Origin of the sequence: Shewanella sp. 3_MG-2023 (genome assembly GCF_030548765.1) — a bacterium.
Taxonomy (GTDB): domain Bacteria; phylum Pseudomonadota; class Gammaproteobacteria; order Enterobacterales; family Shewanellaceae; genus Shewanella.
In genome coordinates, this window is record NZ_JAUOSH010000012.1 from 70,126 (window position 1) to 87,200 (window position 17,075).

Annotated in this window: 13 protein-coding genes; 11 read left to right on the top strand and 2 right to left on the bottom strand. The window is 44.5% G+C overall.

Annotation, left to right across the window (positions count from 1 at the left end; translation table 11 throughout):
- The 11 genes from mreC to Q4591_RS08960 all read left to right on the top strand — a co-directional run bounded on the left by mreC (position 1) and on the right by Q4591_RS08960 (position 15,148).
- Positions 1 to 903, top strand: coding sequence for a rod shape-determining protein MreC (gene mreC, locus Q4591_RS08910; RefSeq protein ID WP_303460620.1), 903 nt, complete (start codon positions 1 to 3; stop codon positions 901 to 903).
- Entirely contained in the window at positions 900 to 1,388 is a 489-nt protein-coding gene (mreD, locus tag Q4591_RS08915; protein WP_102475458.1) for a rod shape-determining protein MreD, read from the top strand. The genes mreC and mreD overlap by 4 nt, the downstream gene beginning before the upstream one ends.
- A gap of 2 nt (positions 1,389 to 1,390) precedes the next feature.
- The gene (locus Q4591_RS08920) at positions 1,391 to 1,978 is read left to right on the top strand and encodes a nucleoside triphosphate pyrophosphatase (protein WP_303460622.1); all 588 of its coding nucleotides are present in this window, start codon (positions 1,391 to 1,393) and stop codon (positions 1,976 to 1,978) included.
- Between the two features lie 94 nt (positions 1,979 to 2,072).
- Positions 2,073 to 3,563: a ribonuclease G gene (gene rng, locus Q4591_RS08925; RefSeq protein WP_303460624.1), complete on the top strand. Its 1,491-nt coding sequence runs from the start codon at positions 2,073 to 2,075 to the stop codon at positions 3,561 to 3,563.
- Positions 3,563 to 7,930: a YhdP family protein gene (locus Q4591_RS08930; protein ID WP_303460626.1), complete on the top strand. Its 4,368-nt coding sequence runs from the start codon at positions 3,563 to 3,565 to the stop codon at positions 7,928 to 7,930. The genes rng and Q4591_RS08930 overlap by 1 nt, the downstream gene beginning before the upstream one ends.
- Positions 7,854 to 8,684, top strand: coding sequence for a carbon-nitrogen hydrolase family protein (locus Q4591_RS08935; RefSeq protein ID WP_102520457.1), 831 nt, complete (start codon positions 7,854 to 7,856; stop codon positions 8,682 to 8,684). Before Q4591_RS08930 ends, Q4591_RS08935 begins: the two co-directional genes overlap by 77 nt.
- An 89-nt stretch (positions 8,685 to 8,773) precedes the next feature.
- Positions 8,774 to 10,222 (top strand): metalloprotease TldD, encoded by a 1,449-nt coding sequence (gene tldD, locus Q4591_RS08940; RefSeq protein WP_102439992.1) that lies wholly within the window; start codon positions 8,774 to 8,776, stop codon positions 10,220 to 10,222.
- Positions 10,223 to 10,415: 193 nt separating this feature from the next.
- Positions 10,416 to 11,816, top strand: a complete 1,401-nt coding sequence (locus tag Q4591_RS08945; protein WP_303460671.1) for a TolC family protein — start codon at positions 10,416 to 10,418, stop codon at positions 11,814 to 11,816.
- A complete protein-coding gene (locus Q4591_RS08950; RefSeq protein WP_102439991.1) occupies positions 11,806 to 12,780 on the top strand; it encodes an HlyD family secretion protein in 975 nt (324 codons plus the stop codon). Before Q4591_RS08945 ends, Q4591_RS08950 begins: the two co-directional genes overlap by 11 nt.
- A 38-nt stretch (positions 12,781 to 12,818) precedes the next feature.
- Positions 12,819 to 14,003 carry an ABC transporter permease gene (locus tag Q4591_RS08955; RefSeq protein WP_102439990.1) on the top strand — a complete coding sequence of 395 codons (1,185 nt, stop codon included), beginning with the start codon at positions 12,819 to 12,821 and terminating at the stop codon, positions 14,001 to 14,003.
- Entirely contained in the window at positions 14,000 to 15,148 is a 1,149-nt protein-coding gene (locus Q4591_RS08960; RefSeq protein ID WP_102520460.1) for an ABC transporter permease, read from the top strand. Before Q4591_RS08955 ends, Q4591_RS08960 begins: the two co-directional genes overlap by 4 nt.
- A gap of 197 nt (positions 15,149 to 15,345) precedes the next feature.
- On the opposite strand, the gene Q4591_RS08965 is transcribed toward Q4591_RS08960, so the two are convergent.
- Entirely contained in the window at positions 15,346 to 15,843 is a 498-nt protein-coding gene (locus Q4591_RS08965) for a hypothetical protein (protein ID WP_102475466.1), read from the bottom strand.
- A gap of 150 nt (positions 15,844 to 15,993) precedes the next feature.
- Positions 15,994 to 16,872 carry a LysR substrate-binding domain-containing protein gene (locus Q4591_RS08970; protein ID WP_102439987.1) on the bottom strand — a complete coding sequence of 293 codons (879 nt, stop codon included), beginning with the start codon at positions 16,870 to 16,872 and terminating at the stop codon, positions 15,994 to 15,996.
- Positions 16,873 to 17,075: the final 203 nt, after the last annotated feature.

Genomic DNA, 17,075 nt, shown 5'->3' on the forward strand with positions numbered 1-17,075 from the left:
ATGAAACCAATTTTTGTTCGTGGTATATCGCAACAATTTAGATTAACACTGGCAATTATCTTGTCGGTGGTATTACTTATCGCTAATGATCGCCTAGAACCTCTTCGTCAGTCCATTTCTTCTGTTTTAAGCCCGCTTCAATATTTAGCTAATGTCCCTGGTGTGATGCTGGATTGGTCTGCCGATTCTATTGCTACCCGTAATATGTTGGCAATACAAAACAAAGAGTTGATGCGCCAGCAATTACTGATGTCTGAGCGTTTACAACGTTTTGAACACTTGAGACAAGAAAATGAGCGCCTTAGAGCCTTACTCGGCTCACCGGTGCACATGGACTCGCGTAAAGTTGTCGCAGAAGTGATGGAAGTGGCAAGCGATCCTTTCAGGCATTATGTGGTACTTAACCACGGCGCTCGCACAGGGGTATTCGTCGGCCAGTCGGTTGTCGATGCCAAAGGCGTTGTTGGCCAAGTGGTTGAAGTGAGTGAGCTCACTAGTCGGGTATTATTACTGACCGATACCACCCATGGTATTCCGGTAAGAATTACCCGCAATGACGTACGCGCCGTAGCCCAAGGCACCGGTGATATTGATGAAATTGAATTGCGCCATGTAGCCAAAAGTACCGACGTTCAAGTCGGTGATTTACTGGTGACATCGGGTCTTGGTAAGCGTTTTCCTGAAGGTTATCCTGTGGCACGTGTGATGAACATTTCTCGTGATGCTGGCCAAAGCTATTCTATTATCTCTGCGCAGCCATTAGCGGCCTTAGACCGTATCCGTTATGTATTATTGATTTGGCCTGATGAAGACCTTGAGTCTCTCAAGCCAACATTAGTCTCCGATATTCCTCCCCTTGAGGCAGATGCTGAATTAGTGACCGATACTGAGGTGAGCCAATGAGTGCGCATATTGCCAATGGCCGCATGGTGGTGTTGATCACCATTTTTGTCAGTATGATGTTTCAAATCATGCCGCTGCCGCCCATTGTTGAAGCTTGGCGACCAGATTGGTTGTTAATGGTAATGATTTATTGGGCGATGGCACTGCCACATCGTTATAGCGTACTTACCGCATGGGTCGTTGGCGTGCTGCTTGATGTGCTGCTTGGCGCAACCTTAGGGGTGCGCTCGTTAGCCTTTTCGATTGTCATTTATCTTATTGTGATCCAATCCCAAAGGTTACGTAACTTTACCCGCTGGCAGCAGTCTATATTAGTGGCGCTGTTTGTGTGTTTATATCATTTTATTATTTATTGGGTCGAATTTGTAATTAACGGTGTTGGCTTCGATTGGTCAATGTTCTTACCTGCGATCTCCAGTATTTTCATGTGGTGGTGGTTTTTTTGGGTGCTACGCAACATTCGTCGACGTTATAAGGTTCGCTAAGTATGAGTTGGGTTCTTGCTTCAACATCGCCACGCCGCAAAGAGTTACTGGCCCAAGCTGGGTTTTCAGATGCTGGATTTTATTTTAAGCAGGTAGCACCTGATATTGATGAATCACATATTGCTGGTGAGTCAGCCGCCGATTTCGTGCTGCGATTAGCTAAAGAAAAAGCCGCTGCAGGCTTGGCCTTGTGTACTGAAATCGACGATGCCAAAGTATTAGGCTCAGATACGATAGTGGTGCTAGGTGAACAGATTTTAGGTAAGCCAGTAGACAGACAAGATGCTCAAGCTATTTTAGCGTCATTGTCGGGGCAAACCCATCAAGTCATGACAGCTGTTGCAGTGACTGATGGCACTACAACCCTAACAAGGCTTTGCCAAACGGCGGTAACCTTTTGTGAGTTATCCGCCCAGACTATTGATGCCTATATTGATACCCAAGAGCCAATGGATAAAGCTGGCGCTTATGGTATTCAAGGATTAGGTGGCTGTTTTGTACAGGCAATTACAGGCAGTTATTCTGCCGTTGTCGGGTTACCGTTAGTAGAGACTCGCGAACTACTCATTGAAATGAACCTGATTAAATAAATAACACTCCTTTAGGTTATCTGTCTTTGACACTGAGCTGCAGAAGTTGGCTCGATAACCCATATCGTATAACAAGACGTTAAACAGGTGGCTTATGCAAACTAAAGCTCAGCGTAAAAAAGGCTCTGAATTACTGATTAACGTGACGCCAACAGAAGCGAGAGTCGCACTGGTTGAGCATGGCGTTCTGCAAGAAGTCCATATTGAACGACGTATGAAGCGTGGTTTAGTGGGTAATATCTACAAAGGTAAAATCAGTCGGGTGCTACCTGGTATGCAAGCTGCCTTTGTGGATATCGGTCTTGAAAAAGCTGCATTTTTACATGCCTCAGATATTGTTCCCCATACTGAATGTGTTGCCGATGTTGAAAAAGGCAACTTTGTGGTGCGTGATATTGCCGAATTAGTCAGGCAAGGTCAGGACATCATAGTGCAAGTCGTCAAAGATCCTCTTGGTACTAAAGGTGCTCGTCTCACCACAGATATTACTTTGCCTTCACGCTACTTAGTCTTTATGCCAGGTTCAAGCCATGTGGGTGTATCTCAGCGGATTGAAGAAGAGACTGAGCGGGCTCGCTTAAAAGCGATTACCGAACCTTATGTTGATGAAGATGGTGGTTTTATTATTCGCACCGCTGCTGAAGGCGTAGGCGATGATGAACTGGCTCAAGACGCGGCGTTTTTGCGACGGGTATGGAAAAAAGTTTGTGAACGTAGAAAGCGCAAAGGCGCGACTTTGTTGTATCAAGACTTAGCCCTACAGGTGCGGATTATTCGTGACTTTGTTGGCGCCGAACTTGACCATATTCAAGTGGATTCTCGACGCACTTTTGCAGAGCTGCAGGGTTTTGCCCAAGAGTTTATGCCTGAAATTGCTGAAAAGCTCGAACATTACTCAGGGCCAGCCCCCATTTTTGAACTCTATGACGTTGAAAATGAAATTCAGCGCGCATTGGGGCGTAAAGTCGAATTAAAGTCTGGCGGCTATTTAATTATTGATCAAACTGAAGCTATGACCACAGTCGATATTAATACCGGCGCTTTTGTGGGGCATCGTAACTTAGCCGAGACCATTTTTAATACTAACCTTGAAGCCACTCAAGCGATTGCTAGGCAGCTGCGGTTACGTAATTTAGGTGGCATTATCATTATCGACTTTATTGATATGCTTAATGATGAGCATAAAAAGCGGGTGCTAGACAGCTTAAATAACGCGTTGGCTAATGACAGAGTTAAAACCAGTGTTAGCGGTTTTTCGGGTTTAGGTTTAGTGGAAATGACCCGTAAGCGCACCCGTGAAAGTTTAGAGCATGTCGTTTGCGGCGAGTGCCCAGCTTGCCAAGGCACTGGCTCAATGAAAACCGTTGAAACAGTGTCTTATGAAGTGTTTAGAGAGATAATTCGTTTAAATCGTGCTTACCAAGCTGATGAGTTTTTGCTGTATTGCTCACCAGCGGTTTACAAGAGTTTAAGCAACGAAGAAGGCCATTTATTAGCCGAGCTTGAAGTGTATATTGGTAAACGTATTCGGCTGCAAAATGAAACCTTATATACCCAAAACAAGTATGACGTGGTGATGGTGTAGTGCCCAAAAGTAAAACCTTAATTGCGTGCAGAATATGCTTTCAATCGGTAGCCGTAGTCTTGGTACTATTCGCGCTAGCGGTGAGTCTTATCCGTGGGTTACTGCCTCATTTACCTGAAGTGCGTTCAGAAATTGTTGATTATTTATATCAGCAATATCAGCTTGAGGTTCAAGTGGGTGAGGTTTCTGCTGAATGGCAGGCCTATGGCCCCGCTTTAACCGTCAGTAATATCGTGATCCCGCCGCAGCAAGCTATACCAGTGACTGCAATTGCCAGCAAGGTACATCTAAAACTGGATTTTTGGCAAACGCTACTTAGCCTTAGCCCGCAAATCGAAACGGTCAAGTTTGATGGCATTCATGTGGCATTGAACATGGATGCGCTTGCAAGCTCTGAGGCCACCTCAGCTGCTGCCACAGATCTCGATTGGCTCTATGCGCTATTGTTAGAGCAACTAGAGACTTTTTCAATCAGTGATGGCACCTTACAATTACTCAGTAACAGCCATGATTATCGGCCGATATTTATTAGTAATTTAACTTGGCATAATATGGCGGGCATGCACAGAGCTAAAGGCTTTATACATCTTGATGAGCAAGCTTCAGAAAAAGAGCTACTGGCTTTAAGAGTTGATTTAAAAGGCAGTGGTTATCAACCCGATAATCTTAAGGGCCAAGTGTATATCTCGGCTGAGTCGTTGGACTTGGGGGAATGGGCATCAAGACAACATGAGAAAGAGTTAAAGCTTGATAGTATTGAATTTGAAGGCATTGTAAATTTAAAAGCTTGGCTCGGGTTTGAGCACCGCACCATTAATACTGGTTTATTAGTCTTTGAGCCAAGTTGGCTACAATGGCATGGTGCAACTGAACTACAGAAATTTGAAATTGGTGGCGGCGCGTTAACTTGGCAGCCTAACGATAACGGCTGGCAGATTAATAGCTATGACCTTGATTTTAAATCGAATGAGCAAGCTTGGCCTGAATTACAACTATCTTTAAAAACCAACTACCGTGACTTATCCGTTAGCGTTAATCAAATCGCCCCAGAAATGCTGACACCATTATTGCCGTTAATCCCGTCAATGGGCCTTAAAGGGGTTGAGCAATGGGGTAAATTGCAACCACAGGGCAGTATTGGGCCACTGCAATTACTCAAAGTTGCCGATAAACCGCTATTGTTTAAAACTGATATTAAACAACTGCAATGGCAAGCAGCGGGGAATATTCCCGGCAGTAAACCCATTGATGGCAGCCTTTCTTGGGCTAATAATCTATTAAGTGCCGAGTTTCCTGCGCAGCAATATCAGCTAGATTTTCAAGATGGTTTTGAAGCGCCGCTAACATTATCGGCTGATGCATTTAAAGCGCAGTATAGTTTAGCTAAACCACGGCTTACCTTACCCAAAGTCCATTTTTACAATGATGATATTGATCTCGCCGCATCAATGCAGCTGGATATGGCTGCGCAAGCGCACTTGGCGTTAAATGCTAATGTGGCTATCAGCAATGCTGCCAATGCAGGGCGTTATTTCCCTCTTAAAACCATGAGTGATGATTTAGTCAGTTATCTAAACCAGGCTATTCTCAAAGGTCATATTCCTGATGCGCAAGTTGTGTGGCATGGTGATCTAAGCGGTTTTCCTTATCAAGACAGTTCAGGTATTTTTCAAGCTGGGTTTAACCTTAATGACGGCGCATTTGAGTTTCAGCCTGATTGGCCCAAAGTTGATGATTTGAGCTTATATGCCTTATTTGAAAATGCCGCCATGGATATCATGATTAATAAGGGCAAATTATTAGACGTAAATGCTGCTGGCGCCCATGTTTATATTCCGTTTATGGGTAAAGATACCACCTTAAAAATTGAAGCTGAAATCGCGGCAACAGCAGCGGCTGCAAAAACGCTTATTGATAACTCGCCTTTGCAATCATCTGTGGGGACGACCTTGGATGTGGTACAAATTTCAGGGGATATTATCAGTGATTTAGATTTAACCATTCCGCTGTATGAGGGCGGTGTTGCTGACAATAAAGGCTTAATTCATTTTAACGATAACCAGGTGTTTATCGCCACACCAGGGCTTAACTTGGAAAAAGTAAATGGCACTGTGGCATTTATTAATGCTGAAGTTAACGGCAATCAAATCAACGCAGATTTATTTGAGCAGCCACTGACATTTGATTTTGGCACCAACAAAACCTCAGCTGATGATTTAGCCTTAAGCGTTGGTTTAAAAGGATTGTGGGATTTAGACAATCTACCTGATTATATTGATAACCCGTTATCTGACTATTATTCCGGTCAACTGGATTGGGATGGCGGGGTCACTATGATATTTGATGCCACAGGTTACAGCCTGCAAGTACAGCTTAACTCAGACTTAGTTGGCGCTGAATTATCCTTACCTGCGCCGTTTACAAAAGCAGCCGCTACGCCTACCCGATTAAGTGCAGAGCTTATTGGCGATAATAAACAGGCCTCATTGGGGCTTAAACTAGCGAAACAAGCTGAGTTTTGGGGCGGCTTCAATCAACAAAGTGGTGATAATTTAGCCCATTATGATCTGATCTTGGGGCGTCAGTTTAAGTTAGGCGACAAGCTTGCCAAAGACCAAGGTCATATCATTATTGATTTACCTGATGCGGTGCTGACTCAGTGGCTGCCGATCATCAGTCAATTTACCGATAAGGCAAGCTCAAGTATCGATCTTCCAGATACCACGGCTGCGGCACTGGTAAATACTGAAGAGGAAATGGCCAGTATTTTTGCCAATAAGCCTGCAGCTGAGTCAGCCGTGGTTGATACTGTGACAGCCCATGCAGCGGAAACCTCAGCGCCCACTGAAAACCAGCCTAGCACCACAGAAGCTACCCTAACGCGGCCAAAAGCTAGCTTCTTCCCGCCGCTAGCGTTAATTGATGCCAAGGTGGGTAAATTAGATATTTTAGCCCAAGACTTTAATCAACTGAGTTTTAGCGCCAAGCCGTTAGAGCATGTATGGCGTTTTGATGTTTTGTCACAAGAATTTGATGGGCGGATTGATTTTTATTCCAGTTGGCGTGAACAAGGCTTAAAAGTTGTTGCCAGTAAATTGCATTTAACGCCCAGGGTTAAACCTGCTGAAGAAGCGGAGTTCAGCCCAGATAATATGCTCGATAATTTACCGCCATTAGCTGTGGATGTGGATGATTTTGGCATCTACGATAGGCGTCTGGGCCATTTAGTGCTGCAGGGTATTCCTTATGAAGACGGTTATCGCTTTCAAACATTAACCCTCACCCGGCCCATTGTTAGCTTGCAAGCTACTGGCGATTGGACCTTTAAAGATGGCAAAAACCTGACTAAGTTTGATGTTAAATTGAAAGCCAGTAAATTTGATGCATTGTCAGAAGTCCTTGGGATTAACCCCGGCTTAAAAGACGCCCCCCTTGATTTAGTTGGTGAGTTTTCATGGCAGGGCCCGCCTTATGGTTTCTCATTAGACACCCTAAACGGTAAATTACGTTTTGATATGGGCAAAGGTTACTTATCTGAAATTAGTGATAAAGGTGCGCGGATATTCTCGCTATTTAGCCTAGATTCTATAGTGCGTAAGTTATCTTTAGATTTTTCTGATGTGTTTGGTAAAGGGTTACACTTTGACTCGTTCGGGGGCTCACTTAATATCGATAACGGTGTGGTTAAAACCACTGACACTGAAATGGATGCGATTGCCGGTAATATGAAAGTGCGTGGTTATACTGATTTAACCACCCAAAGTTTAAATTATGATATTCGCTTTATTCCGCAATTGGCATCAAGTGTGCCTACAGTGGTATTACTTAGTACCAGCGCATGGACTTTAGGCTTAGGTGCCTTTGCCTTGACCAAGGTATTAGAGCCTGTGATTGAGGTTATTTCTGAAATTCGTTTTCGCCTTGGTGGTACTATGACCGAGCCACAATTAGAAGAGCTTGAGCGAAAAAGTAAAGAAATCGAAATCCCAGAATCAATTTTGCCAAGAACGCCAGCAACACAAGTCAGCCCTGATAAGGTCGGGGCAGGTACGGTAAGCTCGGAAGCTATTAGCTCTAAAGCTGAGAGTGTAGAACTAAACCGCTCTGAAAATCAGCCGAATGCAACTGATGTTAATAAAGCTAATGTTAATGACGCTGGTGTTAATGACGCTGGTGTTAATGAAGTAGATGCTACTGACATAAACCTAAAAGCAGATGAAGCAGCCACAGAGGCCGCAGCCAATATCGTGTCCTTTAGCCTGTATCATCGACAATGCCAAGGAGGCGCCAGTGCAAGTCAGTTTATTGCAATGTCAAAGCAGCACAGATGTCAAAGCCAATCTGGCCTTTATCGACTCGCAGCTTAGTGTATTACCTCGAAAGGCTAATGAACCGCAACTGGTAGTACTGCCTGAGTGCAGTTTGCTATTTGGTGGTCACGAGCAGCTGCAATTAGCTGTTGCTGCTGTGGAAGAATCCAGCAAACTTAAACAGCAACTGGCCGCATTAGCTCAGCGTCATCATGTTTATATGGTGGCCGGAACTATCCCGATTTCTGCAGATGCAGCTAGGGTCTATAGTCGCAGTTACTTATTTGATGATGAAGGCAATACCTTAGGCAGCTATGATAAGTTACACTTATTTGATGTTGAGGTTGCCGATAAAACGCAATCCTATCGAGAAAGTGATACTTTTTGCCCAGGGGATCGTATCACTGTCATTGACACCCCATTTGGCAAGGTAGGCTTAGCCATTTGCTACGATATACGTTTTGCTGACTTATTCAGGGCATTAAGGTTAGCGGGGGCAGAAATTATTGCCTTGCCATCTGCATTTACTAAGGTAACAGGCGCAGCCCATTGGCAAACCTTGATCCAAGCAAGGGCGATTGAAACCCAGTGTTATTTTCTGGCTGCCGATCAATGGGGTCAGCATAACCAAGGTAGCCGAGAAACCTGGGGCCAAAGTATGATAGTAGACCCTTGGGGCAAGATTATCGCTGAGAAAAAGACCGGTCTAGGTTGGGTGAAAGCCCAGCTTGATTTAGCCGCCTTAGCGACCATAAGACAACAAATTCCAGTGGCGGCGCACAATCGCTTTATTGCGCCCCAATTAAAATAAATACTGAATTAGCTAACATATCGAGCGATGAATTAAGTTCGGTGAGACAAGAACCCACATACAGGCCATGGGGCTTAAAGAGAGAATTAATGCCATTTTTAGCTCAAGTAGAACAAAGTTTATTACAAGGCGCACTCACCCTTGACGGGCTGCAAGATTATCTGAACATTATTCATCAGCATAATATTGATTTTTCAGATTTATATTTTCAAGGCAGCCGCCATGAAACCTGGGCGCTTGAAGATGGCATTATCAAAGAAGGTAGCTTTCATATTGAGCGCGGAGTCGGTGTTCGTGCCATTACTGGCGAGAAAACCGGTTTCGCTTATGCTGATGAAATTAATCCAGCAGCATTACGCGCAGCAGCAGAAGCGGCAAGAGGCATTGCCTTGGCGGGCCAAGAGCACAAAGTACATGCCTTTAAACGTCATGACACCCATAAGCTTTACAGTAGTGATGACCCAATAGCGGCCATGGAAGAAGCGCCAAAAATTAATTTGCTTAAGCAAACTGATGCCTATATTCGTAGCCTAGATAGCCGCATTATTCAAGTGGTAGTGAGCTTGTCTGGCGTACATGAAGAAATTTTAGTGGCTGCCAGTGATGGCACCTTAGCGGCGGATATTCGTCCGTTAGTGCGCTTTAATTGTAGTGTTATTTTAGAAGATAACGGTAAGCGTGAGCGCGGCAGTGCCGGTGGCGGCGGTCGTCATGATTACAGCGTATTTATGGCAACTGATGACGCCGGTTTACCTGTGTGTTTTGACTTTGCCCGTGAAGCGGTGCGTCAAGCCCAAGTGAATATCAATGCTATTGATGCCCCAGCAGGTGAAATGGCCGTAGTACTGGGTAACGGCTGGCCTGGCGTATTGCTGCATGAAGCAGTAGGTCACGGTTTAGAAGGTGACTTTAACCGTAAAGGCAGCAGTGCCTTTAGCGGTAAAGTCGGTCAGCAAGTGGCCTCAGAATTAGTTACCGTAGTGGATGATGGCACCATTGTTAATCGCCGTGGTTCATTAAGTATTGATGATGAAGGGGTGCCAACCCAAAAGACCACCTTAATCGAAAATGGTATTTTAAAGGGCTATATGCAAGATAAGCTTAATGCGCGTCTAATGGGCGAGCCGACAACCGGTAACGGCCGCCGTGAATCTTATGCGCACCTGCCAATGCCACGTATGACTAATACCTATATGGAAGCTGGCACTTCAACGCCTGAAGAAATGATCAAGTCAGTAGAGAAAGGCATTTATGCGCCTAATTTTGGTGGCGGCCAAGTGGATATTACCTCAGGCAAATTTGTGTTCTCAGCCTCAGAAGCCTACCTGATTGAAAATGGCGAAGTCACCCAAGCAATTAAAGGGGCTACGCTTATTGGCAACGGTCCAGAAGCCATGAGCCAAATATCTATGGTGGGTAATGATCTGGCCTTAGATCAAGGTGTCGGCGTGTGCGGTAAAGATGGTCAAAGTGTACCAGTTGGGGTGGGGCAACCTACCTTGAAGTTAGACAGTTTAACCGTTGGCGGCACTGCTTAACAATGAAACCAAGGTGCCTTAATAGCACCTTAGTTATTTAGGCCATTCTAATCGACATTGCTTTATATTTAGCTACACTTAACTAACTGTTGTTGATGTAAAAAGTAAAGTTAGTCACGACTTGCTAATAACATAGAGTAAAAAATCTAATCAGGGTGGTGTAATGGGCTATTTGGTCATTTGTAATCGTATTATGTGCAGTCGTTTTGCCGCATTTTTAGTTGTGGGGATCAGCGTTATTAGCGCAGCTCAGGCTGAGCCCTTGGCTTTTAATCAGGCTTGGCAACAACTGCTAACGGTCAGTGATAAGTTAAAGGCGCAATCTCAAGAAGTCAGCCGCGCTGAAGCGGAGCAAGATGCGGGCAAAGACTTAAGTTTGCCCTCGCTTGATCTATCAGGAAGTTATACCCGCTTAGAAAAACCCGTAGAACTTGATTTACGGGATCTTAATCCCATTGCATCATTAGATCCCGCCGCTCTGCCGCCAGCCCTTGGCAATATCATTGGTGCGATCCCCGGCTCACTGTTTGTGACCCCGTTTACCGAGCAAGACGTTTTTCGAGCCAGTTTAAAAGCCATGTGGCCAATTTATACTGGTGGACAAATTACTGCGGCTCAAGGTATTCAAGCCGCCCAAGTGGAAGAAAAAAAGCATCAGTACGCCTTAGTCAGCCGCGAGCTGTTTACCCAGCTTGTCGATCGCTACTTTGCAGTAGCAGTGACCAAAACCTTAGTGCAAACGAATCAACAGTTGGTTGATTCGTTAACCGAGCACACGTCACACGCGCAGAAATTAGAGCGCGAAGGGCAGATTGCCAAAGTTGAGCGCTTAAATGCCCAAGTGGCGCTAGAAAATGCCAAAGTTAATTTAGGCAGCTCCCAACGCCAATATGAAATGTCGACCATTGCTTTATCGAGAATGTTGCAGCTGAGCAATGCTACTCCTACATCGGGGTTATTCTCACTGGCGCAGCCGCCATCATTGCCGCGCTTAAGCCAGTTAACCATCAGCCAGCACCCTGCGCTAAAACTGCTGGAGGCTAAAGAAACCCAAGCGAATGGGCTAATTAAACTCGAAAAGGGTAAGTATCATCCCACCGTATTTTTATACGGTAATTACACCCTTTACGAGGACGATAGTTTATTTTCGCAAATTGAACCCGACTGGATGGTTGGATTAGGCGTAAATGTGCCAATATTTAGCCGTGATGGCCGCAGCGGTAAAGTCAAAGCCGCCCAAAGCGCCTTGTTGCAAGCTAAGCATACTAAGGCGCAAACTCAGCAAGACTTAAGCCTGCTGGTGGATCAAAGCTATCGCCAACTCCAGCAAGCAGATGAAGAAGTTAACGCCCTTAATGCCTCTTTAGCTCTCGCTACCGAAAACCTGAGATTACGTGAACTTGCCTTTAATCAAGGTCTATCAACCTCAATCGATCGGGTGGATGCAGAGCTTAAACTCAGCGCTGTTAAAACCCAGCAACTGGGGGCGCAATATCGCTATGTACAAGCATATGCCAGATTAATGGCCATCAGCGGTCAAGTGGATGAATTTATCGGTCGAACCCAATTACAGGAGAGCCAGCATGCGGGCTAATAAGATTATTGCAGTTATCGCCATTATTTTTTTGGTGGGCATATTAGCTAACGGCTTGAGATTGGCATTTGAGCCTAAACCCAGTGTATTGCAGGGGCAAATAGAGGCCAGAGAATACAATATCTCCTCTAAAGTGCCCGGCCGCGTTGAGCAAGTCATGGTTAGGCGCGGCGACAAAGTGGCCATTGGCGACTTATTATTTGCCATTAATAGCCCGGAATTAGCCGCTAAATTAATGCAAGCGGAGGGCGGTCGTGACGCCGCCAATGCCATGCAACAAGAGGCGGATAACGGCGCAAGACAACAGCAAGTTACCGCAGCAAAGGAGCAATGGCTCAAAGCTAAGGCGGCGACAGAGTTAATGCAAACCACTTATCAGCGAGTTGAAAACTTGTTTAATGAAGGAGTGGTTGCCAGACAAAAGCGCGATGAAGCCTTTACCCAATGGCAAGCAGCTAAATACACTGAGCAAGCGGCGTTAGCTATGTATGAAATGGCCGATGAAGGCGCCCGAGTCGAGACTAAAGCTGCTGCGGCGGGTAATGCCCGTATGGCAGAAGGTGCAGTCAAAGAAGTGAATGCCATTTTAGCCGACAGCCAAATGCGCTCGCCTAAAGTAGCTGAAGTCAGTGACGTGTTATTGCAAGCGGGTGAGTTAGCCCCAAGTGGTTTTCCTGTGGTCAGTTTAATTGATATGTCGGATGCCTGGGCCGTATTGCAACTACGTGAAGACCAATTGGCTGAGTTTAAAGTGGGCAATGTTGTGTCGCTAACCATTCCGGCATTAAAACTGACCACGGACTTTACAGTGGCGCACATCAGTGTGATGGGCAGTTTTGCGACTTGGCGCTCCACTGAAAGTGGTCACGACTTTGATATGCGTACTTTTCAAGTCGAGCTGCGCCCCAATGAAGCCATTGATGATCTTAGAGTGGGCATGTCAGTATTACTGACATTAGATTAATCTCAGCATTTACAAGCCAGTAGAGGCTAGAGGCGCTCATGGGAGCTTTATTACAGAAAGAACTCAAGACACTGTGGAACTCACCTTGGCAATTAGCCTTGGTGACTTACATTCCCATCATCAGCATGTTGTGTTTATGGTGGCTATTTAGTGCAGGTTTACCACGACAATTACCCGTAGCAGTGGTTGATTTAGATAACAGCCAGCTAACGCGAACATTGACTCGCAACCTCAGTGCTAACTCCGTTATCAGCCCTAAAACTTATCCTAATCTGGCACTGGCTCAAGAAGCTATGAGTACTGCAGAGGTCTATGCGCTGGTAGTGTACCCCCATCAGTTTAAGCATGGCTTATTAACAGGCGCTAGCCCGACCATAGATATTCGTTATAACAGCCAGTTCTTATTAGTCGGTAAGTTGTTATCCAGTCAATTACAATTAAGCCTTGGCTCAGGGTTAATGCAAGTGGCGGGGCTAAAACAACTTTTAGGCGGTGCCAATAAAGCATCTGTTGCAGTAAATTTATCCCCAGTGACCAGTCAAACCACGGCTTTATTTAATCGTAATAATAACTACGTCGGATTTTTAGTGCCGCCAGTATTAATTGCATTGCTGCAGTTATTATCAATGATGGTGTTCGTGAATAGCTTAAATGCTAGTTTGATCAAAGGTGAAGATAAATGCTTATTGCCTGATAATTTTTGGCAATTAGTGGCCACTAAAGTCATGCTCTACACGCCAATCATGTTGCTCCATGGCGGCTTTATTTTAGTTTGGTTATATGGCTATTTAGGCTTACCCATTGCTGGCAGCTTAGGCTTGTTAGTACTGACTCAGGCCATGATGCTAGGGGCCTTGTGGCTATTGGTCATATTAGTGGTGGTGGTTATGCGCGAGCCTGCTGGCAGTATCAGTATGGGCTCGGCGATGTTTGCGCCAGCATTTGCCTTTATGGGGATTACATTTCCAGTTAATGATATGCCGCAATTGGCGCAGTGGTGGCGATTGTTAATGCCTTCAAGTCATTATATGGACACCCATGTTATTGTGGTTAGCTATGGCGCCGAGGCTGGGCAGGTATTATTGCAATCTAGCTCCTTGTTATATTTTCTCGTGTTATTGCCTATTGCTTGGTTATTAGCAAAAATTATTCGTCAAAAACAAGCGCCGGTAAATAGTGCTGAGTCGTTAGCTGTTGTGAGCCAACAGCAGGAGGCACGATGAATTGGTTGCAACTTGTTATCGCTGATTTTAAAGCGCTGTTAAGTGATAAAGATATTGTACTGACGGTTTTTGGCGGCTTACTGTTTTACTCGGTGTTATACCCTCTGCCTTATTTACATCAAGTCCCTACCGAGCAAAAAATTGTCGTGGTAGATCATGATAACTCTTCATTGAGCAGACAGTTAGTGCGTCATGCCGATGCCAGCCCCAAAATCAAAATAGTCAGCCAAGTGGCCAGCATCAATGAGGCGCAGCAGTGGATTGCTAACGGCGATGCCTTTGGTTTATTGGTTATTCCAGAAGGCTTTAGGCGTAACCTACTGCTGGGTAAAGGGGCAACCTTAAGTTACGGTGGTGATGCCAGTTACTTCTTAATTTATTCTGCGGTAGCAGAAGGGTTAGTGGCAGCAGGCATGGATGCCAGTAAACAAGTGCAAATGATAGGCTTACTGGCGCGGGGCGAGAATCCGCAGCAAATTCAACAAGATCTTAATTCAGTCAATTTAAATAGTGTGCCGGCATTTAATCCAAGTTTAGGCTATACCCCTTATGTGGTGCCGGGATTATTTTTACTGATCTTGCATCAAACCCTCTTGATAGGTGCCAGTATTTTAGGCGCAGGCCAATGGCGTAAACAGGGCTATTGGCAGCAGGTATCGCCACTGGCGTTGATCACCGCACGAATAGCCGTTTTCAGTTTAATTTATAGCTTTTTTTCATGTTTTTATTTGGGCTATTGCTACTACTTTTACGGCGTTAGTGTGCAAGCGAGTTTAGGCCAAGTGTTGCTGTTTATGGTGCCATTTATATTATCGACTGCGGCGTGCGGGGTTGCATTAAGCTGTTTGTTTGTCAGGCGTGACTTACCCACTCAAGTATTATTATTGGTCTCAATGCCGATTTTATTTGTCTCAGGCTTTGTGTGGCCGCTGGCATTAATTCCTGAGCCGTTAGTGCAAGCTTCGCAAATTATCCCTGCTGTACCTGCCATTATGGGTATGTTGCAGTTAAATCAAATGGGCGCCTCATGGGATGCCATCATGCCAATGTGGCTGCAAATGTGGGGCTTATTTTTACTGTTTAGCTTGCTGGCTTATATTGGCGTAAGACGTCGATTATTTAGTAAGGAAGGGGCCAGTGTTTAGTTTTGAGTGGCGGCCTTTAGGGCTGTGAATTAGCTGGTTAATCATGGCGTATTGAGCTTAATTATCCAGTGATCGTGATATTGATATTTTTTTGATAAATAAAAATAGGTATATTCAGATGAAATATACCTATTTTGTTTTTCATGTCTTTGAGCTTAATCATTAAGCTTTGCTGTCGCTGTTGATCGTCTTCCAAATTATAACGTTCCTGTTTCAGAGCGACTTAATTCCGCTTCTAAGCGACTTAAGTTATGTTGGTAAATTGGCTCATGGTTGGCTTTTGCTGCTTTCTTAAAATCAGCCAGTGCGCCTAGATTATCATTAGCCATTAACTTCATAACACCACGGTTATTGTAGGCATAAGCTCGCATTTGCATTGAGGGTAACTTAGCAGCCTTATTGGCCATTTCTACCGCTTCAGTACAAGCTGTTTCAGCAATATCAAACTTTGAAAGCTTAGTGTAGCCAACACAAAGACTCAAACTGCGAGTGTATTTGTCAATGACAGTGGCGGTGGCAGCTTCTGTTAGGGCGATGCCTTCACTGATGTCACCAGATTGAATGGCATCAACTCCAGGTGTGTCTTCAATAAGTACCATTTTATATTTGCTCGTTTCGATGGCATTGGCCATCACAGCAGAGCTTGATAATAATAAACCAGCTGCGGTGATGATAGAGAGTGTTGATTTTTTCATGGTTATATTCCTTTATAGGTAGTAGCTAGTTGCTACAGGGCTAATTTAGGAAAAAAGTCTGAGGCTGACAAACGAGATAAATCAATTTGATAAGTGAGATTTATTCACTCATGCAGTGGTTAACCTATTAGTCAGCCCTGGTGAGGTGGTTTAAAAATGGAAGCGGGCGACAACCCAATCAATAAGTAACTGCACTTCAGGCTTGGTGACATTGTTATGGTTGATCAGATAGTAGCGGTCGTGACTGGTTAAAGATTGCTCAAATAATGAAATTAACTGATTGTTTTCAAACCATGATTTACTGATAGGCAGTGGGATTAATGCGATGCCTAAACCTTGCTCAGCAGCTCTTGCGACGCTAAACATACTATCTAATTGAATTATTTGTTTGGGTTTGAAATGATCAAGGCCAACACTTTCAGCCCATTGATGCCAGGCATAGGGTCTTGCCTGATGCATGATTAACGGGACTTCTAACAGGGCGCTAAAGCCTTTATGTTCAAGCCTGTTAAACAGTGCTGGGTTACAGGCTGGAACATAATTAAGCGGAAATAAATCATACGATTTATCAGGGTCTTGGCGACTACCAGATAACACGATCGACAGATCTGTATTGGCCGTTTGTTTGGCGCGGGTTTTAACGGTTTCGAGCTTTAAATTAATATTAGGGTATTCGTTTGACCAACCCACCAGTTGCGGTACAAACAGCTCACTGGCAAAAAATTCTGGCATGGAAATACTGACTTCATGCATGGTGTGGGCATTATTGAAGTTATTGACTGTTTCGGTCAGCTGCAACATTAACGGGGTAATTTGTTGATAAAAGCGCATCCCTGTTTCTGTCAAAGTGATTGAGCGAGTTTGGCGAATAAATAATTGCTGTTGTAGGTTTTCTTCTAGCTGTTTGATTTGATGGCTCACCGCTGAAGGGGTGAGAAATAATTTTTGAGCAGTCTCTTTAAAACTGAGACATTCGGCTGCAACACAAAAACAACGCAAACCTCGTAATGAGGTATGTAAAGGTAGCATTTAAAATCCTTTTTACTAAAGTCGATGCAGGCTAAGCAAAGACTAGACCAACTAAATATTGTAGATAAAACAGATATTTAAAAATTTAATTATTAGTCACAGTTACCAATAGTGCTTCTTTAAGCACTTATTTGGTGCATTAGCTTGATGTGGTGACTTTTCCTGAATAAGGTAAGGCCACATAAAATTAAGGCCTGCAATTG